Source organism: Tuberibacillus sp. Marseille-P3662 (assembly GCF_900178005.1).
Lineage (GTDB): Bacteria > Bacillota > Bacilli > Bacillales > Sporolactobacillaceae > Marseille-P3662.
This window is the reverse complement of record NZ_FXBS01000006.1, coordinates 1,062,495-1,087,574: the sequence shown is the minus strand read 5'-3', so window position 1 is coordinate 1,087,574 and position 25,080 is coordinate 1,062,495. Positions and strand designations below refer to the sequence as shown.

Annotated in this window: 24 protein-coding genes and 2 pseudogenes; 17 read left to right on the top strand and 9 right to left on the bottom strand. The window is 41.8% G+C overall.

Annotated elements, in window-relative coordinates; translation table 11 throughout:
* Positions 1–325 precede the first annotated feature (325 nt).
* A pseudogene (locus tag B9Y89_RS14070) lies at positions 326–605 on the top strand (VOC family protein).
* Positions 606–611: 6 nt separating this feature from the next.
* Positions 612–782 (top strand): annotated as a pseudogene (locus B9Y89_RS14065) (DUF4256 domain-containing protein); the annotation flags it as partial.
* Positions 783–799: 17 nt separating this feature from the next.
* Here the strand turns inward: B9Y89_RS14065 and B9Y89_RS14060 are convergent.
* On the bottom strand, positions 800–1,363 hold the full coding sequence (locus tag B9Y89_RS14060; protein ID WP_085523828.1) for a hypothetical protein: 564 nt from the start codon (positions 1,361–1,363) through the stop codon (positions 800–802).
* Positions 1,364–1,497: 134 nt separating this feature from the next.
* Positions 1,498–2,121: a transcriptional repressor LexA gene (gene lexA / locus B9Y89_RS14055; protein ID WP_085523827.1), complete on the bottom strand. Its 624-nt coding sequence runs from the start codon at positions 2,119–2,121 to the stop codon at positions 1,498–1,500.
* A 155-nt stretch (positions 2,122–2,276) separates the two neighbouring features.
* On the opposite strand from lexA, the gene yneA reads away from it, so the two are divergent.
* The 7 genes from yneA to B9Y89_RS14020 all read left to right on the top strand — a co-directional run bounded on the left by yneA (position 2,277) and on the right by B9Y89_RS14020 (position 8,106).
* Complete coding sequence (gene yneA, locus B9Y89_RS14050; protein WP_085523826.1) at positions 2,277–2,567, top strand: cell division suppressor protein YneA; 291 nt, start codon at positions 2,277–2,279, stop codon at positions 2,565–2,567.
* A 217-nt stretch (positions 2,568–2,784) separates the two neighbouring features.
* Positions 2,785–3,021, top strand: a complete 237-nt coding sequence (locus B9Y89_RS14045) for a DUF896 domain-containing protein (protein ID WP_085523825.1) — start codon at positions 2,785–2,787, stop codon at positions 3,019–3,021.
* Positions 3,022–3,191: 170 nt separating this feature from the next.
* On the top strand, positions 3,192–5,183 hold the full coding sequence (tkt, locus tag B9Y89_RS14040) for a transketolase (RefSeq protein ID WP_139822812.1): 1,992 nt from the start codon (positions 3,192–3,194) through the stop codon (positions 5,181–5,183).
* A gap of 125 nt (positions 5,184–5,308) precedes the next feature.
* The gene (sirA, locus tag B9Y89_RS14035) at positions 5,309–5,752 is read left to right on the top strand and encodes a sporulation inhibitor of replication protein SirA (protein WP_176222235.1); all 444 of its coding nucleotides are present in this window, start codon (positions 5,309–5,311) and stop codon (positions 5,750–5,752) included.
* A gap of 75 nt (positions 5,753–5,827) precedes the next feature.
* On the top strand, positions 5,828–6,040 hold the full coding sequence (locus tag B9Y89_RS14030; protein ID WP_085523822.1) for a YneF family protein: 213 nt from the start codon (positions 5,828–5,830) through the stop codon (positions 6,038–6,040).
* A gap of 407 nt (positions 6,041–6,447) precedes the next feature.
* The gene (locus B9Y89_RS14025) at positions 6,448–7,284 is read left to right on the top strand and encodes a M15 family metallopeptidase (protein ID WP_176222234.1); all 837 of its coding nucleotides are present in this window, start codon (positions 6,448–6,450) and stop codon (positions 7,282–7,284) included.
* Positions 7,285–7,629: 345 nt separating this feature from the next.
* Positions 7,630–8,106 (top strand): CcdC family protein, encoded by a 477-nt coding sequence (locus tag B9Y89_RS14020; RefSeq protein ID WP_441351492.1) that lies wholly within the window; start codon positions 7,630–7,632, stop codon positions 8,104–8,106.
* Positions 8,107–8,274: 168 nt separating this feature from the next.
* Here B9Y89_RS14020 and B9Y89_RS14015 read toward each other — a convergent pair whose 3' ends face one another.
* The 3 genes from B9Y89_RS14015 to B9Y89_RS14005 form a co-directional block, all read right to left on the bottom strand.
* A complete protein-coding gene (locus B9Y89_RS14015; RefSeq protein ID WP_085523819.1) occupies positions 8,275–8,697 on the bottom strand; it encodes a DUF2621 family protein in 423 nt (140 codons plus the stop codon).
* A gap of 138 nt (positions 8,698–8,835) precedes the next feature.
* A complete protein-coding gene (locus B9Y89_RS14010) occupies positions 8,836–9,135 on the bottom strand; it encodes a hypothetical protein (RefSeq protein ID WP_085523818.1) in 300 nt (99 codons plus the stop codon).
* Between the two features lie 190 nt (positions 9,136–9,325).
* The gene (locus tag B9Y89_RS14005) at positions 9,326–10,327 is read right to left on the bottom strand and encodes an acyltransferase family protein (RefSeq protein ID WP_176222233.1); all 1,002 of its coding nucleotides are present in this window, start codon (positions 10,325–10,327) and stop codon (positions 9,326–9,328) included.
* Positions 10,328–10,627: 300 nt separating this feature from the next.
* Here B9Y89_RS14005 and B9Y89_RS14000 point away from each other — a divergent pair, with 300 nt between their 5' ends.
* The 5 genes from B9Y89_RS14000 to acnA all read left to right on the top strand — a co-directional run bounded on the left by B9Y89_RS14000 (position 10,628) and on the right by acnA (position 16,624).
* Positions 10,628–10,951, top strand: a complete 324-nt coding sequence (locus B9Y89_RS14000) for a MerR family transcriptional regulator (RefSeq protein WP_085523816.1) — start codon at positions 10,628–10,630, stop codon at positions 10,949–10,951.
* Positions 10,952–11,116: 165 nt separating this feature from the next.
* Complete coding sequence (gene nagA / locus B9Y89_RS13995) at positions 11,117–12,280, top strand: N-acetylglucosamine-6-phosphate deacetylase (RefSeq protein WP_085523815.1); 1,164 nt, start codon at positions 11,117–11,119, stop codon at positions 12,278–12,280.
* Positions 12,277–13,038, top strand: coding sequence for a glucosamine-6-phosphate deaminase (gene nagB / locus B9Y89_RS13990; RefSeq protein WP_085523814.1), 762 nt, complete (start codon positions 12,277–12,279; stop codon positions 13,036–13,038). Before nagA ends, nagB begins: the two co-directional genes overlap by 4 nt.
* Positions 13,031–13,759, top strand: coding sequence for a GntR family transcriptional regulator (locus tag B9Y89_RS13985; RefSeq protein ID WP_085523813.1), 729 nt, complete (start codon positions 13,031–13,033; stop codon positions 13,757–13,759). The genes nagB and B9Y89_RS13985 overlap by 8 nt, the downstream gene beginning before the upstream one ends.
* A 135-nt stretch (positions 13,760–13,894) precedes the next feature.
* Positions 13,895–16,624 carry an aconitate hydratase AcnA gene (gene acnA / locus B9Y89_RS13980; RefSeq protein WP_085523812.1) on the top strand — a complete coding sequence of 910 codons (2,730 nt, stop codon included), beginning with the start codon at positions 13,895–13,897 and terminating at the stop codon, positions 16,622–16,624.
* A 50-nt stretch (positions 16,625–16,674) separates the two neighbouring features.
* Here acnA and B9Y89_RS13975 read toward each other — a convergent pair whose 3' ends face one another.
* Positions 16,675–18,096, bottom strand: coding sequence for an alanine/glycine:cation symporter family protein (locus B9Y89_RS13975; protein WP_085523811.1), 1,422 nt, complete (start codon positions 18,094–18,096; stop codon positions 16,675–16,677).
* A gap of 306 nt (positions 18,097–18,402) precedes the next feature.
* Here B9Y89_RS13975 and B9Y89_RS13970 point away from each other — a divergent pair, with 306 nt between their 5' ends.
* On the top strand, positions 18,403–18,966 hold the full coding sequence (locus B9Y89_RS13970; RefSeq protein ID WP_085523810.1) for an HAD-IA family hydrolase: 564 nt from the start codon (positions 18,403–18,405) through the stop codon (positions 18,964–18,966).
* Positions 18,967–18,979: 13 nt separating this feature from the next.
* Here B9Y89_RS13970 and B9Y89_RS13965 read toward each other — a convergent pair whose 3' ends face one another.
* Positions 18,980–20,338, bottom strand: a complete 1,359-nt coding sequence (locus B9Y89_RS13965) for a dipeptidase (protein ID WP_085523809.1) — start codon at positions 20,336–20,338, stop codon at positions 18,980–18,982.
* 289 nt (positions 20,339–20,627) lie between these two features.
* Here B9Y89_RS13965 and B9Y89_RS13960 point away from each other — a divergent pair, with 289 nt between their 5' ends.
* On the top strand, positions 20,628–21,818 hold the full coding sequence (locus tag B9Y89_RS13960; protein WP_441351491.1) for a CaiB/BaiF CoA transferase family protein: 1,191 nt from the start codon (positions 20,628–20,630) through the stop codon (positions 21,816–21,818).
* A gap of 18 nt (positions 21,819–21,836) precedes the next feature.
* Positions 21,837–23,027 (top strand): acyl-CoA dehydrogenase family protein, encoded by a 1,191-nt coding sequence (locus B9Y89_RS13955; protein WP_085523807.1) that lies wholly within the window; start codon positions 21,837–21,839, stop codon positions 23,025–23,027.
* 40 nt (positions 23,028–23,067) lie between these two features.
* Here B9Y89_RS13955 and B9Y89_RS13950 read toward each other — a convergent pair whose 3' ends face one another.
* Together B9Y89_RS13950 and B9Y89_RS13945 are read right to left on the bottom strand one after the other, a co-directional pair.
* Positions 23,068–23,847, bottom strand: a complete 780-nt coding sequence (locus B9Y89_RS13950) for an IclR family transcriptional regulator (RefSeq protein ID WP_085523806.1) — start codon at positions 23,845–23,847, stop codon at positions 23,068–23,070.
* A 53-nt stretch (positions 23,848–23,900) separates the two neighbouring features.
* The gene (locus B9Y89_RS13945) at positions 23,901–25,076 is read right to left on the bottom strand and encodes a saccharopine dehydrogenase family protein (protein WP_085524751.1); all 1,176 of its coding nucleotides are present in this window, start codon (positions 25,074–25,076) and stop codon (positions 23,901–23,903) included.
* Between the last annotated feature and the right edge of the window lie 4 nt (positions 25,077–25,080).

Sequence of the window (25,080 nt, the reverse complement as noted above, 5' to 3'; positions counted from 1 at the left end):
GGAACCTCGTCGGGTTGCCGTCCTTATCTTCCGCAATATTGCATTCACCCGAAACACCCAAATCACCCAAGATTTCACCCAAGAAATACCCAAGAATATTCGATAGAGTATGAAATGATGTGAAAAATTTATTTTTCAATTTCCTTTTATATCAGTATTTTAATAGAGTTTGATTATATTTATTCGGTACAAACTCTGTTCCGCACGCAAGTACACCCGTGGGAACGCGATCAATATATGGCTACCTATTAATCTTTGAATCCCTTGGCGCTCAGGCGTCGAGGGGTTTTTGTTTTTTTTAGGGGGAAAAAAGGCAGAAGAGGCGATGAATTATTACACATCACTTATTGACGATTCGGATATTACGAGTATCTCGCGCTACGGAACAAACGAAGCCGGGGAAGCAGGAACAAATGCTTGCAACCTTTTCCTTAAAGGGGCAAGAATTTATGTGCATTAATAGTAATGTAACGCATGAGTTTTCCTTTACCCCTTCGTTTTCAATCTTTCTTACTTGTAATACAGAGGGGGAGAGATCCACAATATTTATGATAAACTTATCTTGGATGGACAAGCACTTATGCCGAGTCTGTAAGGGGAATTAAACGATAGTGAGAAATAAAATCAGCAATAAAAAGGAGTTGTCACTAGAACAACGTGAAGAATTACTCAGAGCATTAAAAGCCCGTTTTGAGAAAAACATAAACGGCCATAAAGGTCTTGAATGGGCTACAGTTCAGGCAAAGCTAGATGCTAATACTGAAAAACTGTGTTTGCTCAATTACGCTTCCATCAGGCACTAAAAGTGACCACCTTTTATTTTTAAAATTATCTTTGTAAACCAGTAAGAAATAAATGCAATCCCCACGTCTATAAGAAATAGATAAATGAGATTAAATCCTTTTCTAAGTTCTATGAATCCTAAATATTTTTCAATAGGTGCGAAAACAAACGAAAATATGGCACTTAATAATAATGTAAATAAATAAAAATTCTTTTTGTTATTGGTACAATATTGATATAGAAGTATAAACCCCACCGGAATTAACGATGCAGTCAAATTTAATGCATACGGTAACATAGGTAAAAAAAAGTATAGATGAACCAAGTAACGGCTACCTTCTAGTGCAATATCTGTAAATGTCCACAACATATTTACTGTATATCCGAAGAAAAATAACTCGAAAATTCTTTCTCGGTCCACTTTGAAATAAAGTAAGATTAAAGGAACCACCAACAAGGAAACAATAAACCAAAACTGCCAAGTTTCCATATTGGAATAGTGATTCCAGTAAGAAGAAATTAGTGAATTGAGTTGGTCACTTTTCTCATATATCTGGTTCCAATACTCGTTGTAATCCAATGACATTCCTCCGTTCTATTTATGCTCTCCTTAGGATGTACAACGATAAAATGCATATACCATAAATACTTTTAATCACAATTCAAAAAGAGGGTGTCACTAAAGCATTCCGGAATGCTTTAGTGACACCCTTTTTAATGTATATTTCGAAAAACACCAATGACTTTGCCTAAAATCACACAATCATTTAAAATGATCGGTTCCATATTTGGGTTCTCCGGTTGTAGACGAATATGCCCATCTTCTTTGTAGAATCGTTTAACCGTAGCTTCATCTTCTTCCGTCATGGCAACGATAATGTCTCCGTTATCAGCAATTCTTTGCTGTCTCACAATGACCTTATCACCGTCAAGAATGCCGGTGTCAATCATACTCTCCCCGGAAACATTTAGAATAAAGGCTTCATCATCTCCAACCATACTGGTTGGGACGGGAAAATACTCTTCGACATTCTCAATGGCAGTAATTGGTTGTCCTGCCGTGACTTTGCCGATAATGGGTACATCGATACTTGTCTGGGCAGGTGCCGTTGATTGATTCACATCTTCCTCCAACAGTTCAATCGCTCTCGGTTTGGTTGGATCACGTCTGATGTGACCATTTTTCTCAAGTCTCGACAAATGTCCGTGTACCGTTGAGCTTGAAGCCAATCCGACGGCATCACCAATTTCCCGAACAGAAGGCGGATATCCTTTAGAGCGGACTTCTTGTCGTATAAAATCTAAGATTGCTTGTTGCCGGTTTGATAGTTTCACAATTGGTCAACCCCTTGGAACAAATTTCATCTTAATAATAGTATAGCATGAAATTCCACACCATACAAACATTCGTTCGAAAAATCTTGACACAAACGATTGTTCCCATTAAACTTAAATTACATAAGAACATGTATTCGTTTAGGGGGTTGATGATTATGACAGTGATTAAGCGAGTCACAAAAACCTATTGTCTTTATTTCATATTTGGTATTTTAGTCATTCTTTCAATTTTTGAAGTTGCAGATCAATTGCATCCTGCTCAAGCGGGACAATTTAAAACTATTGAAGTCGAAGCAGGGGATACACTATGGGAGATCGGTGAAGACTTTCAGGATCAACATCATATGCCGATTAAAAAGTTCGTTAATTGGGTGGAAAGAGTTAATCATATTAATGCTTACCAACTCGATATTGGTGAAACACTTGTTATTCCAATAGAAAAGTAATTCTGCTTGCTTGAACGATCGTTTCCTTATGCGTTAAGCTAAGAAGAGTATTTTGCATTAATGGAGCTCTTTCTCGCTCCGTTAAGTACCTATATCACGATTTCAGCAGAGAAGAAAAGGACCATCGGCTAAAAGCTCGGGCGGTCTTTTGCAACCCCGATGCTAGCACGTCCTGTTCGTTCAACATAGTAAAATGATTGTAGAGGGAGATTTGCAGATGCTTTCTGAAGATAAATTAAATCGCATTTCTGAGCTCGGTCGCAAGAAAAAAGCAGAAGGGCTTACACAGGAAGAAAGTCAGGAACAGCAAAAATTGAGAGAAGAGTATTTAAAGACGTTTAGAAAAAACTTCAAGCAGCAATTGCATGGTCTTAAGGTTGTCGATCCTGAAGGACAAGATGTCACTCCGGAAAAACTTAAACAGAGTCAACGCCAATCTAAAGACTTTCATTAAAGTTATACAGCTCAAAGCCCAATTTCATATAAAATTGGGCTTTCAATGTTTACTGTAATATAAGAGTTATGATTAGATTTTGCAAAAGTTTATAAGTGATGAACGTGATGGTTTTGTGTTAAACTATATGATATGTAAGCAGTAAATATGAAGGGATGGTTTGGTTTAAGATGCAATCAATTGAACAAAAAGCTATTAATACAATTCGGACGCTATCTATTGATGCTGTTGAAACGGCTAATAGCGGACACCCAGGTCTACCTATGGGTGCAGCGCCCATGGCTTATACACTCTGGTCAAGTTTCATGAAGCACAATCCGAAGAACCCCGATTGGTTTAATCGAGATCGCTTTGTTTTGTCTGCAGGTCATGGCTCTATGTTGCTATATAGTCTTCTGCACTTAAATGGATATGATGTATCCATCGATGATTTAAAATCATTTAGACAATGGGGAAGCAAGACCCCGGGACACCCAGAAGTTGGGGATACACCAGGAGTTGAAGCTACAACAGGACCACTTGGTCAAGGCGTAGCGATGGCTGTCGGTATGGCAATGGCCGAACAGCATTTGGCTGACAAATACAATCGTGACCAATATGAAATGGTTAAACATCATACATATGCTATTTGCGGTGATGGCGACTTAATGGAAGGCGTTTCTGCTGAAGCAGCTTCACTTGCTGGCCATCTTAAACTCGGTCGACTTGTCGTTTTATATGACTCAAATGATATTTCTCTGGATGGCGACCTACATATGGCATTCTCTGAGAATGTTAAAAAACGGTTTGAAGCTTATGGATGGCAGGTTCTTCACGTTGAGGATGGCAATAATCTTAATGAAATTAATGAAGCCTTGCGTCAAGCAACTGAAACGACTGACAAACCGACATTTATTGAAGTGAAGACGACCATTGGTTTCGGCAGCCCGAATAAGTCTGGCACAAAAGACGCTCATGGAGCTCCACTTGGTGCTGAAGAAGTCACTGAAGCGAAGAAAAGTTATGAATGGGATTACGATGATGCATTTACAGTTCCTGAAGATGTTCAGCAACACTTTGCTCGTATTGCTGAAAAAGGTGAGCAACTCGAACAAGATTGGAATCGCCAGTTTGCTGCCTACAAAGAAGAATATCCGGAACTCGCAAAAGAATTGGAGATGGCCATTAATGGCACGTTGCCTGAAGGCTATTCTGAATCCCTACCAGCATTCGAAGTTGGCGATAAGCTGGCAACCCGTGCAGCCTCCAGTGAAGTGATTAATGCGCTGTCCAAATCCGTACCGCAAATTTTTGGTGGTGCCGCTGATCTTGCCTCATCAACGAAAACATTAATGAAAGAGAGCGACGATTTCCTACCAGGTACCTATCAAGGGAGAAACGTCTGGTTCGGCGTACGCGAATTTGCGATGGCTGCTGCTGTTAATGGCATGGGACTCCATGGAGGCGTCAAGCCCTTTGGTTCAACATTCTTTGTTTTCTCTGACTATTTGCGTCCAGCATTACGCCTATCAGCCATTATGCATTTGCCAGTCACATATGTTTTTACGCACGATAGCATTGCGGTTGGAGAAGACGGTCCAACACATGAGCCTGTCGAGCAGTTAGCATCATTACGAGCTATGCCAAATCTTTCGGTCATTCGTCCTGCTGACGCTATTGAGACACGGGAAGCTTGGAAGTTAGCCCTTGAAAATGAGGATCAACCAACAGCGCTTGTCTTAACACGCCAAGGTGTTCCTGTACTTGATGGATCAGCAAAGAATGCTGCGGATGGTGTTGCCAAAGGGGCTTATGTGATCTCTGAAGCAAATGATGAACCACAAGGTATCATTATAGCAACTGGTTCAGAAGTGAGCTTAGCGGTTGAAGCGCAAGAGCAATTAGCGCAGGACAATATACACGTTAACGTTGTCAGCATGCCTTCTGTTGATCGATTTGATGCTCAGTCGAAAGCTTACAAGGACAGCATTTTACCAACGTCACTAACGAAGCGTTTAGCTGTTGAAACCGGGGCATCGTTCGGTTGGCATAAATTTGTCGGCATCGAGGGTGATACGGTAACCATCGACCGCTTTGGTGCATCGGCAAAAGGTGATAAAGTGATGTCTGAATATGGATTTAACGTTGATCACGTTGTCTCCAAGATGAAACAATTGTTTTAACTAGATTCTCTTTACTAACCGACAAACTTTGACAAAATCAGTGCCTTGTTGTCGCCTTGTTTAGACAATGTCCTTAAGAAGTATCCACTATAATGATAGGACAAACCTCTAAAAGGAGGATGACAATGAGGCACTATTATATTTATTTAATTGAAAATGAAGTCGCGCGCAGTTTTTTTGGTAAAGAGGCCAAATTATTTCAACTTTTTGTTGAAACCTTCCATACACATGACCCTTTTAATAGGGAACAACTACATAAGCAAGTGGCATACATAACAAAGAAAATCCCCGTACATGAAATTGAGACGAACATTCAACAGCAACTGGCCAGTTCCTCGGAATTCACTGTCAACCAAGGGGAATATATGATTCATTCAGTATATGGACAAAGTATGGCCAAACTAGCGATTGACCATAATGTGATGCATATGGAAGCCACTGGTGATTTACGTTCCGAGACCGTTTTTTTTGAAGTTTTGCGGAATATTGATCCTTGTTTTTTAGCCATTGACGCCGGGCATCAAAGGTTTGGCTGGTTGGCACCTGTGAAACATGCTCATCTCATATAATCGGTATTGTATAGGCCCACTCGTTTGTAGTAAACTATGATTTGGACAGAAAAACTAAAGGAGGACTAGCACCATATGTGGATGTATATCCTAGTGGGCGTCGTTTGTATCATCGTTGGCGTGTTGGCCGGCTTTTTCGCCGCTCGTAAATATATGATGAGTTATATTAAGAAGAATCCGCCTATCAATGAAAAAATGTTGCGTGTCATGATGACACAAATGGGACAAAACCCATCGCAGAAGAAGATTAATCAAATGATGAAAGCCATGAACAATCAATCGAAATAATGCGTTAACCACAGTTAAAAACTGTGGTTTTTTTATGTCCAAGCATGATTCTTAATAGCTATTCACCGTTTGGGAATATCGAACATTCTAAGAAACCATTCATATTTCCGGTACGTACACGCAGTAGGTAGATGATGATTCGCCGACAAAATAACCCCCTATGATGGGATTCTAGTGAACACGGTTGGCACAAAAACGCTCCACTCCACGAATATTTTCTGATGAGATACATCCGTGATCAAGCTAGCCGTGCTAAAGAGGATTGAAGTGAAAAATAGCCACGGCCAGCCGATCAAACGCTAGACAATACGCTATATCGTTCTACAAATTTCATACGAATGTTGGTTTCCTATTGTCGGATTTTCTGTTAACCTATGATAGGAAATTTCAATAGGGGGATAAATGGCATGAGGAAAAAAACAGCAACAGTGTGGTTGATGGCAGGCGTAACAATACTCTCTTTATCAGCTTGCAATCCCCAGGGAAAACAGGATTCATCAACACATGAACAGCAAGACAATCAGCAAGAGCAACAATCAAGTCAGGATGCGAATAAGAATAAGCAAACAGAGAGTCAAGATCAAAACGACCAATCATCTGAAAGTAATGAAGGTCAAACAGTGGATAAGGCTGACCAGCATCAGTCCAATGACAATGGTATGGTGACAGTCGCTCATCCAAATGATTTGCAAGTTCTTGTGAACAAATCCCATAAGTTGCCGGATGGATTCGTTCCGAAAAATTTACAGTATGCAGACGTGAGATTTCCATACGATGAAAAAGTCCAAAAGCGTAAAGTACGTAAGGTTACATCAGACGCGTTAAAGCAATTGTTTCAAGCGGCGGACAACAAAGGTATCCAATTGTTTGCTCAATCGGGTTATCGTTCTTATGAAAGGCAGGAAACGGTGTTTGCTTCGAATGTTGACCGCTATGGAGAAAAGAAGGCAAGTCAAGTCAGTGCTCATCCAGGAACGAGCGAACATCAATCCGGGCTAGCTATGGACATCACCTCGCGCGCGGTTGACTTTAAGCTCATTCAAGCATTTGGTGATACCGAAGCGGGTCGCTGGGTGGCCAAACATGCACATGAATTCGGGTTCATCGTCCGATATCCAAAAGGTAAACAGGACATTACCGGTTATGAGTATGAACCTTGGCATTTGCGTTACGTAGGAAAGGACGCAGCCACTAAGATATACAAAAAAGATTGGGCACTTGAAGAATATAAGCGAAACGAGTAAGGGAACTGCCCCAATAAAAACCTGTATTGAGGCTCATAAATTTAGAGATTCAAGATCGCTGCATTTAAAAATAAAAAGCATAAGTGAAGTTAAAAGGACCTTATATGAAATGGGGTAAAAATAGGGTTCATTAAAAAAAGGGGTGTCCTAAAGTCTTATCATACTTTAAGACACCCCTTTAAGGTACAACGAAACGCTACTTACTATTCCTAATGATGTTTAGATAAATGGTAACTTTGCACTGTAATCGGAAATACATAGTTGACAAGGCAGGCATTTTATTTTTTTCATAAAAGCGTTATAATATAATCGAGTTTTGAATTCATATAGGTAAGGTCGATGAGTATGCTAAAAATTGTGAGTGTTTTAATTGGGATTGGGCTGGCATCAGCGATCATTGCCATTCGGTTGAAAGCTTCCCACCATCCAACGAATGCAAAAAAAATTATTTTACCTCCATTCTTCATGTCAACAGGGTTTTTGATGTTTACGGTACCCTTTACTCGTGTACCGTGGTCAGAGTTTTTTGAGGCGCTTAGCATTGGTGTGTTCTTTTCCTTGTTTCTTATCATAACATCGAAATTTGAAGTTCGTGATCATGATATTTACCTTAAGCGTTCAAAGGCCTTTGTTTTTATTTTAGTGATTTTAGTTATTATTCGAACCATCATGAAAATTTATTTCGAACAATCCATTACGGTTCCGCAATTGAGCGGATTGTTCTTCACACTTGCGTTCGGCATGATTCTTCCGTGGAGGATAGCTATGTATATTATGTATCGCCGTCTTGAGAAACAAATGACCATTGACCAACGTGTTTAGTAGCCGAAAAAAGGGTGTCTCATTTTAGAGATACCCTTTTTACACGTTAGGAGAGTATAAAGTTTTTACTTAGATGGGTTCCGGCGTCGTAGTGAGGATATTGGATATTAAATATAAGCTCAGGCTCAGCCATCGCCGATTAAGGTTTGCCACCCCGGCAAGTTCTCTCTAAAAAAAATGTTCATAAGGTTGTAAACTGATATTATGCCTCATGAGTGTTTTTCTAAGATACTTGTGGTCGCGTTTAGGGGTTGCTTTTATGTAACCCTCAACAATTAAATCCTGGGTCATCGTTCGGGCGTTTTTTCTTAAAGCAACTTCACCGATTTTCCCGGCGATTTTCCCCTTAGCCACATCGCGGAATAATTCAGGAACAGGGCGCACAAGTTCTTCCAGAAGATCCTTTTGTTCTTGGGACCACAAATGTTTGGTTTGTTCGATATAATAATTTTGCCAGTCCAATATAGAATTCCCGTCATCACGTGGCAAGCTTTTCAAAAACTTGCGAAACATAAAGTAACCGCCAATGGCCATAAACACAAATAAAAAGATAGACCAAGTGACGATAAACCAACTGAACGTACCGGACATTGCTCATCACCTCATGCACTTATCACTTAATATTATAAAGACGAATGCCATCAATAATCAAGTAACACAAGGAAATGAGTTTTCATAATTGGACAAGTCTATAAATAAAGGGTTCCCGATTGAGGGAACCCAATCATATTATTGTTGTTGATTGTTCTGCTGTGCTTGTCCTTGCTGAGCTTGTTGAAGGGCTTGTTCCGCCTGCTGAAGCTGTTGCTGAGCTTGTTGAAATTGTTGCTGTTGTTGTTGCTGCTGTTGCTGAGCCCCTTGTTGGCTTTGGGTTTGGGCTTGCTGAAGTTGTTGCTGGGCTTGTTGCAACTGCTGCTGTGCCTTTTGTATTTGTTGTGGATTTCCACTTGACTGTGCCTGCTGAACAGCTTGTTCTGCCTGTTGCGCAGCGTTAAAAGCTTGTTGTAATTGCTGGTTTTGTTGAGCCATAAAAATTGACCTCCATTAATCATTGTTAAAAATTTGAATCAGTTATAGAGTACGCATGTGAGTCATGTTTATACATAGAAGGGGAAATCGTTTAAAGTCTAACCATAATTATATTATGTCAACTAATTATCATAAATAATAATAGTAATCCCTCAAATCCATTGGAGGAGTTGAGGGATTGGATCGATAATTAAGTTGAAACATCACTAGGTTGCTTAGGCTTAGGACGTTTGAGTTCAATCAATGGTTTTGCGAGTTGTCGGACCGGCCCGCTCCCCAATAAATAACAAATCGCTATAGCGGCACAGAATAGTAACAAGTACTCTGTCAAATGCTCCATATTCTTATAGAAGGGGAGGAGCTTAATGGTCTTGATAAAGAAACCGTGTAATAAGTAAATGTAGAGCGTATAGCTACCCAATTTAGTAAATGAAAATGATCCACGCGGAATGAGAGCAAGAACGCCGAATGTGGCGGTTAGCATCAACATATAAAACATCATACGGTAGCAAGCTCCAAGCCAACCACCGACACCCATAGTGTTATAGGACGCTGACCCCCACAACCAATCTTTGGCTGCATCCGGAATCATAAAAAAGCACGCTACTAGTATGAGACATAAAGCAATTGTAGCCAAAGAACGCCAATGTTTTTGTCCTAAGGCGGCAAATTGTTCACGGCTTAAATGGTGTCCAAGTATGAAAAACGGAAAGAAAATTAACGTTCTTTCGATACTTAGGACGGAATCGAATATATCGAAATATCCGACAGCAATACCTACGATAAATGATAATGGGACCATCATTGGATGGCCCTTTGACACTTTCAATAGCACATACCAAGAAAACAGACTCATTAAGAACCATAGTGACCAATGCGGATCAAGCAAAGTCAAAGTGAGCGTGTCTTCGTACCCCATAACATAGTAAAAAAAGGAATAAATCACTTGAAAAATGATATATGGAGCTAACGTTTTTTTAAATATTTTTTTGAAATAACCTGGCTTGTCATACCCCTTAGCAAAATGACCTGCAATAAGGATAAAGGCTGGCATATGGAAGAGGTAAATGAATTTATAAACGGCAAATAAGAAGTCGCTATTGTTTTTTAACGGACTGATGATGTGACCAAACACAACGAAAAAAATCAGTAAGAATTTTGCGTTGTCAAAATACTGACTGCGCTGTTGCACCAGAAACCGCCTCCGTTCATTGTAATCTTGCTAATTAGTCTTTCGTTACTAAGCACAGACTTGTGACAGTTGAAATTTGTCGATTCATTAAAATGTTTATGACAAACTGGTTTTCCTAACTCTATCCCCCAAGAATGATAACAAAAAAAGGTTACCCAGAATAGAATGATGGCAAACAACACTATACACAACTTGGATTCACCTGCATTACAACACCATATGATAAATAATCTTACATATTATTTGTTAATGAACAAGTGAACTTGTAAACTAAAATTACAAACGGATGGAGGTGAGGGGATGGCATCCGAATATCCTTATAAAAGTAAAAAGGTTATTCCGATCGGTACAGTTAGTGAGCTAACAGGGTTAACACCCAGGCAAATCCGGTATTATGAAGATCGAAGCTTGATTTATCCGGAACGATCCGAAAAGGGCACGCGCAAATATTCATTTTTAGATGTGGAAACTTTGGTGGAGATCGCTGACCATCGTGAAGAAGGTGTTCAGACGAACGAAATACGTCGTGAAATGGTGAAAGCAACACGGAAGGCGAACAAAGAAGATATTAGAAAGTCGATGTTACGTGGACAGTTAAACGCCCACTTTAGAATAAGAAAGTAGAAACCGGCGCTTTAAGCGGCGGTTTTTTTATTGACGAACCCAACTCAACTAGTTTTATAGACCACTTGCGATTTTAATTTAGGTATGGATGTATAGACAACCAAACAACAATAATGATATATTAAACGAAGATACAGTCAATGATAAGTGGAGGTGGGCTTAACGATGATTAAACTTCAAGGTACAACCTATACGGGTTTTGAAAAAATTGAAAACGCGCTCATAACCGTTGAAGACCATAACATTATGTCAATTCATGGTGCGGACAAGGCCGCGGATGATGCTGTTGTTCTACCGGCTGACTATAAAATCGTTCCTGGATTTATCGATGTTCATATTCACGGAGCTAATGGTGCAGATGTGATGGATGGAACAAAAGAGGCATTGGATACAATGTCCCAGGCATTACCTCAAGAAGGGACGACCTCTTATCTTGCGACGACGATGACAGAAAGCCGCAACAGAATTGATCAGGCGATTGAAAATGTTGGTCATTATTTAAATAAGGAGCATACCGGGCAAGCCGAAGTGATTGGCATTCATTTGGAAGGCCCGTTTATTAATCCGGACAAAGCAGGCGCCCAGCCGCTAGATGCCATTTTGACACCTAATATGGATCAATTTCAGGCATGGCAGCGCATGAGTGGGGGCATGATAAAACTTGTGACTGTAGCACCGGAAATGACTAACGGGCAATCGTTTGTCAAACATTTATCAGAACACAATGTTGTGGCATCTATCGGTCATTCGAATGGTTCGATGACGGATATTAAAGAAGCTGTAAGTAACGGTGCAACTCATGTTACCCATTTATTTAACGGGATGCGTGGCATGCATCACAGGGAGCCAGGCGTTGTCGGGGGTGCTTATTACCATGATCAATTGTATACCGAGCTCATTGCTGATGGTATTCACGTCCATCCAGATGCTGTGCATATCACATACAAAACTAAAGGCAAAGACCGTCTTGTTTTAATTACGGATGCCATGCGTGCTAAGTGCTTAAAGAATGGTCATTATGATCTTGGCGGACAAGATGTTACGGTTAAAGACGGCGAAGCAAGATTAGATGACGGGACTTTAGCAGGTAGTGTATTGCAGATGAAACATGGATTCCAAAATATGCTTACCTTTACAGATGCGGCAATTGAAGACCTTGTTTATATGACGGCAATGAATCCAGCAAAGCAAGCTGGAGTGATTGATCGCAAAGGGACACTAGAGCCTGGTAAAGACGCTGATATGACCATCCTTGATCATAACAATGACGTCTATATGACGATTTGCCGTGGTGAGATTGTATTCCAGAGGGAGGAATTAACGACATGAAACTGATTCGCGCCACAAACTATGCTCATATGAGTGAGTTAGCCGCTGACTATATGATTCGCCAAGTCCAAAGCGCTCCTAATACGGTTTTAGGTCTGGCAACAGGCGGGACACCTAAGGGCGTCTACGAAAAAATGATTGAAGATCACCATAGAAATGGAACGTCTTATCGTAAGGTTAAGAGCGTTAACCTTGATGAATATGTTGGCCTGTCTCCAGAAGATCCCAACAGTTATCGGACTTTTATGGAGCAGGAATTATTTCATGATATTGATATTTCTCCTGAGCATACCCACGTTCCTAATGGTGTAGCTGATGATCTCGACCAAGAATGCCGGCGTTATGATCAGCTCATTGAAACATTAGGTGGCATTGACTTACAGTTGCTCGGTATTGGACAAAATGGACACATCGGATTTAACGAACCGGGGACATCCTTTCAGAAAACAACACATGTCACCAAGTTGACGGAAGACACACGTCGGGCTAACGCACGTTTTTTTGAACAAATAAACCAAGTTCCGACACAGGCGATTACGGTCGGTATTAAAACCATTTTAACGAGTCGTAGAATTCTTTTGCTCGCATCAGGAGAGTCAAAGGCAGAGGCGATTCATCAACTATTAAACCAAGTTGAACAAGATGAGAGTTTCCCTGCATCAGCTTTGATCGGATATGATAATATGATATTAATCGCTGATGAAGCCGCTTTATCTCGATATGACCAAATGAAAGCGAGGGAGCGTTACATTGATTGATAAGAATTCCCCGGTCCCCATCTACTTCCAAATTGAAGAATATATTAAGTCCTTAGTTGACAACAATCAACTCAAAATTGGTGAAACCATTCCGTCCGAACGTGAATTCACGGAGCAATTTAATGTCAGCCGGATGACCGTTCGTCAAGCTATTACCAATTTGGTCAACCAAGGTTATTTATACCGTATTAAGGGGCGGGGAACTTTTGTGGGCGAAAAGAAAATGGAACAAACGCTACATACGGTTACAAGTTTTACTGAAGATATGAAAGAACGCGGGTTAACCCCTTCTACAAAGCTGGCTGGTTTTCAAATCATGCCTGCTGATGACGAACTCGCTGAGCAACTGCAAATTTCTGTTCATGAACCTGTCTACGAAATTAAACGCATCCGACTTGCCGACGACGAACCAATGGCATTAGAGTGCACATATATTCCTGCTAATGAGGTTCAAGGATTAACGGAAACTATTGCCAGCCATTCTCTATATGCCTATATTGAGGAGCAAATGAACTACCAAATAGATTATGCTAACCAGGTCATCGAATCCACTCTATCTGGACAAGACGAGAAAGAATGTCTCAATGTGGGCATTGGTGAGCCCATCTTATCTATTACCAGAAAGACTTATCTTACGAACGGTAAAGTGTTGGAATGGGTAAAATCAAACTATAGAGCTGATCGCTATAAATTTGCGATAAAATTGACCCGGGAACCTTAATGATCAATGAAGTTAATTATCATAAGTAAAACTTATAATCAATCATAATACGATTGAATTTTACTTATAGTACAATTTGTTTTATGATATTACATGTAAATGTAGTAAAGTTGGAGTAAAGGGGAGTGGAAAGTAATGCCAACTGTTCAAGAAAAAGCGAATAACGATGTCTATCAGGCACGCGACACGTTTGAAGTAGGTGGCAAGACGTATAACTATTACAAACTGGACGCACTTAAAGAATTTGGCGATATTGATAGACTTCCATATTCTATTAAAGTCTTACTTGAAAGCGTTCTTCGTCAATATGACGGTAAAGTCATCAAAAAAGAACATATTGAAAATCTAGCAAAATGGGGTACAGATCAGCTTGATGATAATGTTGATGTTCCTTTCAACCCATCAAGAATCATCCTGCAAGACTTCACAGGTGTACCAGCTGTCGTCGACTTGGCCTCTTTGCGAAAAGCGATGGCCGACATGGGCGGCGACCCGCAAAAAATCAATCCGGAAAAACCCGTTGATCTGGTCGTTGACCACTCTGTGCAAGTCGATCGTTTCGCTTCCAATGAAGCTTTAAAGTTTAATATGGAGCGTGAATTTGAAAGAAACATAGAACGGTATAAATTCCTAAAATGGGCTACTGAAGCGTTTGAGAATTACCGCGCTGTTCCGCCCGCAACTGGAATTGTCCACCAAGTTAACTTGGAATACTTAGCTTCCGTTGTCCACGGTGTTGAAGAAGACGGAGAAAATCTTGCGTTTCCTGATACGCTTGTTGGTACGGATTCACATACAACAATGATTAATGGAATTGGTGTCCTTGGCTGGGGTGTCGGCGGTATTGAAGCTGAAGCGGGTATGTTAGGTCAACCATCCTATGTCCCTGTTCCCGACGTGATTGGGGTTCGGTTAACCGGTCAATTACCGGAAGGCACGACGGCGACCGACTTGGCACTGAATGTGACCCAATTGCTTCGTTCCGAAAAAGTTGTTGGCAAATTTGTTGAATTCTTCGGACCAGGCATGCCACAAATGTCATTGGCTGACCGTGCGACTATTTCCAATATGTCACCTGAAAACGGCGCTACAGCAACATTCTTCCCAGTTGATGAAGAAACGTTGAATTACATGCGTTTAACTGGCCGCAGTGAGGAACAGGTTAAGCTTGTTGAAGAATATTGCAAGGCGAACGGTATGTTCTACACACCAGAGGCTAAAGAACCTCAATTCAGTCAAGTGCTAGAACTCGATTTGTCTACCGTTCAACCGTCTTTGTCAGGGCCAAAACGTCCACAAGACTTAATTTTATTGTCCGATATGAAAGATGAATTTAACAAAACATTGACTCGCGAAGCGGGTAATCACGGTTTTGGTCTTGAAGATGATGAAATTTATAAAAAATCCACTATCAAATATGATGACGGTTCTGAACAAGACTTGAAAACTGGGGATTTAGTGATCGCCGCGATTACAAGTTGTACGAACACGTCTAATCCAAGCGTGATGTTGGGTGCCGGTCTTGTAGCAAAGAAAGCGATTGAAAAGGGACTGAATGTTCCTGATTACGTTAAAACAAGTCTAGCCCCTGGTTCAAAGGTCGTGACGGACTACTTAACTGATGCTGGTTTACTACCTTATCTTGAACAACTCGGATTTAATCTTGTTGGTTACGGCTGTACAACTTGTATCGGTAACTCCGGACCCCTTCCTGAAGCGGTCGAAAAAGCGATTCAAGATAATGACATGACCGTGTCTTCTGTATTATCTGGTAACCGGAACTTTGAAGGACGGATTCATCCGCTTGTCCGTGCCAACTACTTAGCTTCACCGCCGTTGGTTGTAGCTTATGCCTTAGCGGGCTCCGTGAACTTTGATTTTGCCAATGACAGTTTTGGGAAAGATCAAGACGGTAATGACGTTTACTTCAAAGACATTTGGCCGTCTAATGATGAGATCCAAGAAATGATGACTCAATCAGTTGGCCCTGAAATGTTCAAAAAAGAATATGAACGGGTGTTTGATGAAAACGAGCGTTGGAATAACTTAGAATCCAGTACAGGTGAATTGTATGATTGGGATCCTGAATCCACATACATTCAAAATCCGCCGTTCTTCCAAAACTTATCGCGTGAACCTGAAGCCATTCAATCGTTGAAAGGGTTGCGTGCGATTGGTAAATTTGGTGATTCCGTAACAACCGACCATATTTCACCTGCTGGCGCGATTGCATCGGATAGCCCGGCCGGTCAATATTTACAAGATAAAGGGGTTAAACGTCGTGATTTTAACTCCTATGGTTCCCGCCGTGGTAATCATGATGTTATGATGCGCGGCACATTCGCTAACGTGCGGATTCGCAACCTATTGGCTCCCGGTACAGAAGGCGGCTATACGACATATTGGCCAACAGAGGAAGTTATGCCAATCTATGACGCTGCGATGAAATATCAAGAAGATAATACAGGCTTGTGTGTCCTTGCCGGCAATGACTACGGTATGGGAAGCTCCCGTGACTGGGCAGCTAAAGGTACAGATTTGCTTGGTATCAAATTTGTCATCGCTGAGAGCTATGAGCGAATCCACCGCAGTAACCTTGTCTGCATGGGTGTCTTGCCGCTTCAATTCAAAGACGGCGACAGCATTGATTCCCTTGGTTTGACTGGCCGGGAAACATTTGATGTTGACATCGATGAAACGGTTAAACCTAAGGATACTGTTAAAGTGACTGCCACTGATGAGGATGGTAAGAAGAAAGAATTTGATGCCCTCGCTCGTTTTGATAGCGATGTTGAGGTTGATTATTATCGTCACGGCGGCATTTTACAAATGGTGCTTCGTAACAAAATGAATGAAAACCAATAATTTGCCATAAAAAATCCCTGCTTACGAGCAGGGATTTTTTTATGATTGACTTAATGATCCTTTTCTTGATCTGCCGAACCACCCCACCACTCAACATTGCGGAGCCATGGGATATTTTTTGCAACAAACTCAGGGTTTTTTCCTTGTCTCTTCTGCTTCATATAATCCTTGAGGACTGCGAAGGCGATTTTACCGAGTATAGCAATGGCAATAAGGTTAACAATCGCCATTAAAGCCATGAATAAATCCGCTAAGTCCCACACAAGTTGGACCTTCGTCACAGCACCAAATATCACCATAGCTAAGACAACGAAACGATATAGGTTAAGTATGGCATTACCGTTTGTATAGAGTTTAATATTGGTTTCGCCATAATAATAATTGCCGATTAATGAGCTAAAGGCAAACAAAAGTATGGATACCGCGACAAATGGGCCACCCCAAGCACCAAGCAGTTCATTTAATGCATTTTGGGTTAAGGTAACACCGGTAATACCATCGCTGGTACCGATCCATTCGCCTGAAATCAGAATCATGAATGCCGTTGCACTACAAATCAGTAGGGTGTCCGTGAAGACACTTAACGTTTGCACAAGACCTTGCTTAGCAGGGTGACTGACGGTCGCTGTCGCGGCCGCATTAGGTGCGCTACCCATACCTGCTTCATTGGAAAACAAGCCACGTTTGACACCATTCATAATCGCAGCACCAATACCGCCACCTACAATTTCTTTGATTCCGAAAGCATGTTGGAAAATCAGTGCGATCATATTAGGAACTTCAGTGATATTCATGAGAAGTGTCAAAAAGGCAACAATGATGTAAATCATGGCCATGAACGGAACAACAACACCTGTGAAATTGGCAATTCTTTTAACACCGCCAAATATGATTAAGGCTGTCAATATAACAACAACGATACCCAATACCAAGCGATTTAAATTAAAAGATTGATTAAAGGCAACGGTAATCGTGTTGGCTTGAACCGCATTGAAAATGAGTCCATAAGTAATCGTAATTAAAATTGAGAACAGAATAGCCATCCATTTGGCATTAAGCGCTTTTTCCATATAGTAAGAAGGCCCGCCACGGAAGGCATCCCCATCTTTGACCTTATAAACCTGGGCTAATGTGCTTTCAACAAAACTCGTCGCTCCGCCAACCAGAGCAATGATCCACATCCAAAAAACAGCGCCTGGTCCGCCTGCTGAAATGGCAAGGGCAACACCGGCCATGTTCCCTGTGCCGACCCGTGAAGCTGTACTAATCGTCCAAGCCTTGAACGAAGATATACCTTTCTTATGTGTGGAAGTATCCTCTTTAATTACACGGAACATTTCTCCGAACAGGCGAAATTGCACAAACCTTGAACGAAATGTGAAGTACAAACCAAGGCCGATGAGTAGGATAATTAAAACATATCCCCATAGCTTGCCATTAAGGTAATCAACGACCAATTGCAACACATCCATGGAAACACCTCAATTATGTTAGTTTTAGGCCAAATCTCACGCATAATAGATTAATACTTTAATCTAATGGAGTTGGACCTCATTTAAATACCGTTGGAAGAAAAAGTCGTCACACGGCGAAAGGACTATTATTGGAGGCAGTTACCCCACATTGATCTCCAATAAACCACTGCATTGACTTGTGACAGAAAAATTTTATCACATTTTCTGGGTTCTACCAAAGATAATTATCAACAATAGGTTGAGAGAGACCTGGCTCTAACTCAATTGAAGTAGTAAAATAGTATGAAAAGAAGGGGGCATACCATGAAGATTTTATGGGACTTTGACGGTACACTATTTGATACATATCCGGTTTATACCAAATTGATGCGAGACGTATTGGAAGAGGCTTATGCTGAAGAAGAGATTTATGCTCAACTGAAGGTCTCTTTTGGTCATGCGATTGAATATTTTGGGATAACGCCAGAGCAAATGAATCAATTTAGACAAAAAGAGGACGAGCTTTCACCCGGAAATATGGGACCTTTTCCGTACATTAAGGATGTTCTGCAACAAACGACAAATGTCATCATGACGCACAAAGAAAGAGAAGTCGTGGGGCGAATAATTGAACACCATGGAATGAGTAAGTACTTTGAAGAGTGGGTGTGCGGTGATGATGGTTATCCGCGTAAGCCTGATCCTGCCGCGTACCGTTATTTACATAAAAAATATTCTCTTGATTTGGCCGTGGGTGATCGAGAGTTGGACGTCATACCTGCTCATATTCTAGGCATCAAGACTTGCTTATTTCAAAATGAGCACGGGCAAGCTGATGAATATTTATCGAATTATGCCGACTTCTTTGATGTCATAAAAGGGGTCTGACCCCCGATAGGGATCAGACCTTAAATAAGAAATCGACTAAAGCTTCAGAACCTTTATCAAAGTTTTCCAAATGGAAGTGTTCATTAGGGGCATGGAAGTTTTCCGTCGGCAAGCCGAAGCCCATTAATACGGCTGGCAGTTCAAGCAGTGTATGGAACGTTTCAACAACGGGGATCGATCCACCCATACGCGCATAAGTGGCTTCTTCGCCATAAGCTTGTTCTAAGGCCGCACCTGCGGCTTGAATCGCCGGATGATCATACGGTGTGATAAACGGTTTGGCTTGATCAAATAAAGTTGTTTCAACGGTAACGCCTACTGGGAGATTCCGTTTGACGTGTTGGCGAATTTTTTCGGCAATGTCAGCAGGGTCTTGATCAGGAACAAGGCGGCACGTGATCTTAGCTGTCGCTTCGGATGGAATGACGGTTTTGATACCTTCACCTTGAAAACCGCTGTATAGACCGTTGATTTCAAGAGTTGGACGTCCCCATAGACGGGCGTTAGTCGAATAACCTGCTTCTCCGTGGAGATCTTGAACGCCTAACTGCTGCTTTAACGGTTCATCCTCTGATAGTTCCTCATACATTTGCTTTTCTTCATCGGTAAGAGGACGAACATCATCGTAAAAGCCATCAACGGTAATTTCACCCTCAGTGTTATGCATCGTTGCTAATAGTTCAGCTAAAGCTTCGGCCGTGTTCTTGACGGCACCACCATATAAACCTGAGTGCAGATCACTATTCGGCCCTTTTAGATTAATTTCCAAACCTGTTAAACCTCGTAATCCATAACAGATGGAGGGTTGTCCTTTGTCTATCATTGGTGTATCTGAGACGAGCAGAATATCGGAAGCAAGTTGTTCTTTATGGCCTTCCACAAATGAATCTAAGTTAGGGCTGCCAATTTCCTCTTCACCTTCAATAATCAATTTAACATTGACAGGCAGTTCCCCCGTCGTTTGTAAAATCGCTTCTATGGCCTTGATATGCATGAAGACTTGACCTTTATCATCAGTGGCGCCGCGGGCATATATTTTCCCGTCTCTTATATCCGGTTCAAACGGTGGCGTTTTCCATAAATCAATGGGGTCAACCGGCTGGACATCATAGTGCCCGTATATAAGTATAGTTTGTTTGGCATCAGCATGCAGCCAATCACCATAGACGACAGGATGACGATCGGTTTCCATCACCTCGACATTTTCTAGGCCAGCTGACTTTAAAGATGACGCCACCCATTCGGCTGTTTTTCTAACATCTTCCGTATGGTCCGATAGTGAACTAATGCTTGGTAGAGCTAAGAACGATGATAACTCTTGTAAATGTTGATCACGGTGATCGGTAAGATATTGTTTCACTTTTTCGGTCATATGTAAGCAACCTCCATTTTCATATTGTCCCGAGTATTCGCCTTGTCGAAGGGACCTCTACAATTATAACAAATTTGTTATGAATAGAGGAAAACAGGTGTTGACGGAATTTTTTAAATAATTTATAATAAATGATATTATAATTAAAAAGTGCTGAAAGAACGAAAGCTGTTGCGTTAGCCCGCATTGGCGCTTCGGACATGGATGCCAGTTGAGCGACTTATATTTTTTATATGCCGTTTAACTGGCGTTGCTTATGTTTAAGCAAAAAATTGGAGGTGACAAGCATTTGTCAAATCGTGCATTATCCGGTATCCGCGTCTTAGATTTATCCCGAGTTCTTGCAGGTCCTTACTGTACTATGGTCTTGGGTGATTTAGGTGCTGAAGTCATTAAAGTGGAAGCCCCTGGAGGCAGTGATGATACGCGAACATGGGGCCCACCCTTTCAAAACGAGGAAAGTGCTTATTATCTTTCCACCAATCGTAATAAAAGAGCAATAACGCTCAATCTACAAACTGACGACGGCCGCACCATTCTGAGACAACTGATTAAGCAGAGTGACGTACTGATCCATAATTTCAAAACAGGCAGCATGGAAAAATGGGGACTCGATTATGAAGCCATACGAAAGGAACATCCACACATTATTTATTGCAGTATTTCAGGCTTTGGACAGACAGGACCATACAAACATTTCCCTGGTTACGATTTTTTAATACAAGCAATGAGTGGATTCATGAGCATTACGGGGACGGAGGAATCTGGTCCCATGAAAGTCGGTGTTGCGATTACGGACGTGTTAACAGGACTAAATGCCAATATTGCTATTCAATCCGCTTTAATCGAACGACAAAGATCCGGCGAGGGACAATTTATTGATATTTCACTTTTTGATAGCGCTGTCAGTTCACTTGTTAACGTCACCAGTAACTACTTGATCTCTGGGCAAGTCCCTGGACGGCTTGGTAACAAGCATCCGAACATTGCCCCGTATCAGACATTTTCAACACAGGACAATCCGATTGTTATCGCTGTTGGAAACAATCATCAGTTTTACCAATTGTGTGATGTGATGGCATTAACTGAACTGGCGGATGATGAGCGATTTAAAGATAATCCTTCAAGAATCGAACACCAGGTGGAGTTAGAGCAACAACTCACGGCTCGTTTCATAGAAAAACCAGCCGACTTTTGGGTAAAAGTATGCCGAGAAGCGGGTATTCCATGTGGTCCCATTTATTCTATGGATCAAGTGTTCAACGACCCCCATGCCCAGGAAAGAGGTATAGCGGTGGACATGGAACATCCAACGGCAGGCACTTTCCAGGTAGCAGCGAGCCCAATTGGAACATCCAAAACACCGGTGAGTTACCGCCGGCATCCGCCAATGGTTGGTGAACATACAGAAGAAGTTCTAACGGCCTTGGGTTATACCCAAGAACAATGTAACCAGTTGCGTCAACAAAATATTATTTAATTAAAAGGAGATGGACTGATGAATTTTGAGTATTCTGATGAACAACAAATGCTGCAAAAGATGGTGCGCTCTTTTGTTGATGACGAAATCATGCCACATATTCGCAAATGGGATGAGGAGGGGCAAGTTGACACTGATATCTACAAACGGCTGGCCGAATTAAATTTAATGGGGGTTTGTATCCCCGAACAATATGGAGGCAGCGGCATGGACTACAATGCCCTAGCTATCGTTTGTGAAGAACTTGAACGTGGAGATACCGCTTTTCGAACCGCCGTATCCGTTCATACAGGGCTAAACAGCATGACATTGCTGCAATGGGGGACAGAAGCGCAAAAACAGAAATATTTAGTGCCACAAGCGAAGGGAGACAAACTGGCTGCTTATGGTTTAACAGAGCCCAATGCCGGATCCGATGTCAAAGCGATGCAAACAACCGCAACGAAAGATGGTGATGACTACGTATTAAATGGGGAGAAGACGTGGATTTCATTAAGTGACCTCGCTGATCACTTTATTGTATTTGCTTATACGGATAAGTCAAAAGAGCATAAAGGGATTTCTGCGTTCATTGTTGAACGGTCAATGCCGGGTTTTTCGTCTCAACCCATTAAAGGCAAATTAGGCATACGTTCCGGTAATACCGGTTCCATTTTCTTTGACAATGTGCGCGTGCCAAAAGAGAATCTATTGGGCGAGGAAGGGGAAGGTTTTAAAATTGCCATGTCAGCACTTGACAATGGTCGCTTTACCGTCGCGGCGGGTGCCTGTGGCATCATTTCCGCTTGTCTGGAAGCCAGTACAAATTATTGCCATGAGCGGGAGACCTTTGGAAGGCCCATTGGTGGGCACCAGTTAGTCAAACAAATGCTTGCGAATATGGAGGCCAAACTCGTGACGGCCAGACTGCTCGTCTATCGAGCTGGAGAGTTGAAAAACGCCGGTGTCCGAAATACGCGTGAAACTTCCTTAGCAAAATGGCAAGCTTGCAATTTTGCCAACGAAACCGCAAATGATGCTGTCCAAATTCACGGTGCTTACGGTTATTCGAATGAATATCCGGTAGAGCGGCATCTCCGCAACTCCAAAGCCCCTGTAATCTATGAAGGGACGCGGGAGATTCATACTTTAATGCAAGCGGATTACGTTCTTGGGCTCCGTCAAGATAAACCGCTACGGCGAATGTTGCCGGCATGGCCAAGTGAATAAAAGCAAAAACAACGCGCTCACATAACTTTAGCGCGTTGTTTTATGATGGATCAACTTTTCTGTAACCTAGCACTTCAGATATACGCTGGGCGGTCCGATCCGTCTGCTTTTGAATCGATTGACCGCGTTCCCCAAAGAAACGAATAGCGGGACCACTGACGGTCAAAGCAGCTAAAACAGCGCCTGTATGATCGTAAATGGGATAGGATAAACCAATTGTCTCCGGATCTTGTTCACCTTTACTAATCGCATACCCTTGTCCATTAATGGAGCGTAGTTCTCCTAAAATCTCCTGCTTATTCATGAGATGATAATCCCATAGATTATTTTGATTCAATGCCTTTATATATTCATCTATGAAGCTATCTTCTTGCATGGCTAATAACAGCTTGGGGCCTGAGCCTAAGTGAAGCGGTGAACGTTTTCCGATTTTGGTGTGCAATCTTAACGGCTGTTCACCTTCAACTTTTTCAATATAGACCCCTTCAAATTGATCTCGGATGACAAGATGAACAATCTCATTAATCGAATCTCTTAAGTCCGTCATGAAAGGTAAGGCAACGGACCTTAATTCAAGCTGCTCGGATACAATGGTACCAAGCTCTAGCAATTTTAATCCAAGTCGATAATAAACGGCCGTGTCGGATGGCTTGTCTTTGGTCACAAAGCCTCGAGACTCCAACGTTTGCAATATTCGATAAGCAGTTGGTTTAGGCATGGACAAGTGATCGGCGATGGTTTTAAGTGCAAGGGGTGTTTGGCTGGCTTGCTTTTTCAATAGTTCTAATATATCCAAGGCTTTGCCTACACTCTGGTTCATGCCTCATCATCCTTTCTGGCAAATGCCCCCAGCGTGGCCGGGGGCGTCGATCATTATTGTGGGCGGATGCACATCTTTTCTGCTTTGACCGTTTCATGAATATGGACGTCGCGGCTTCGCATTGCGTCAATGTAAGTCTTACCAGGAACAATCTGCTCAGGCGGGTAGACTCCTTTCTTATCAATCGTTTCATTCCCGAGCATTTGCGCAACAGCAGAAATAGTATAGGCCGTCGACCGTGCCATAGCTGTCACATGATTCGTTGGATCATTAAAGGTTGTCATTTCATATTGATAGGTTTGTGGTTTCCCATTCTTATAGCCTGAAACGAGGATACGTAATAAGACGACATCATCTTTATCACCAAGTTCTACAATCGGATCAAGCACTTCGAGCAGTACATCTCTCGTATTAACTTGTTGATCACCAACATCCACCATATGATCACGCCTAGTCAAACCAAGGTCAACGAGCAGTCGAAACTTCTCGGCATGACCGGGGTAACGAATTGTTTTATATTCAAGGTTTTTCACATCAGGGTAGGACGTCGACAATGTTGACGTTCCTCCCGATGTATGAAAGGCCTCAAGTGGGCCGAAGCGGGCAAAATGGACTGTTTCGATTTCAGTAAGTGAAGGGACTTCCGACTTTTTGCCATCACGGATGATGAGTGCGGGGTCAGTATAATGATCAAACACACCCTCCATGGAGAATACGTGATTATACTCAAATGGTGGTTCCGGCTGAACAGGAATGCCGCCGACCATTAGTTTGATCGTTTCAGTCGTATCAAGTTGCTGATACCCGTAACCGGATAATATATTAATCATTCCCGGTGCAACACCCAGATCGGGTATAAGAGTGACACCAGCAGCTTGCGCTTCATCATGCATGGCCAAAACATGGTCAGTAGCATGGCCGATATGACCACCCAGATCACAGGCATTGACACCTACCTTAATGGCTGTCTTCGCAACAGTCTCATTAAATGTATAGAATAGGGCGTTAATAACGACATCAAAATCTTTCATAAAATCAGCAAGCGCTACATCATCTTTCGCATTGATTTTAGCCGCGCTAAGTTTGGAACTGCTAAGTGAGCGGCAAACCTCTTTGGTTTTATCTAGATCGATATCAGCAAGGACAACACTTTCAACACCGTCACTATCAATAAGATCCCGAGCCGCCTCTTTTCCCATAAGACCCGATCCTAATACAGCCACTTTCATCATG